Source organism: Streptomyces xiaopingdaonensis, from assembly GCF_000262345.1.
GTDB lineage: Bacteria > Actinomycetota > Actinomycetes > Streptomycetales > Streptomycetaceae > Streptomyces > Streptomyces xiaopingdaonensis.
Genome location: NZ_AJTQ01000110.1, coordinates 1 through 248 on the forward strand (window position 1 = coordinate 1; position 248 = coordinate 248).

Here is a 248-nt window from a genome sequence, read left to right on the forward strand (position 1 = left end):
TCCCGCATGGCGGGCCGCGACTCCAGCTCGGGCTCGGTGACGGGCGGGCGGACGAGGCCGAGGTCGAGGCTGCGGTCGGTGAGCGCGTCGAGCTGGTCGCGCGTGACCATCTCGCGGAGTACCACCTCGACTTGGGGGAGCGCGGTACGCGCCGTACGCAGCACGTGGCCGAGCATCCCGTAGGCGCCGGCCGCAGTGAAGCCGACGGCGACGCCGCCGGCGCGGCCGGCCGAGACCTGCCGCGCCGA

The 248-nt window shown here is 76.2% G+C and carries 1 protein-coding gene; it reads right to left on the reverse strand.

Annotated elements, in window-relative coordinates:
- The coding region (locus tag UWG_RS29730; RefSeq protein ID WP_033196039.1) for a LysR substrate-binding domain-containing protein at nucleotides 1–248 on the reverse strand (248 nt) is incomplete at both ends.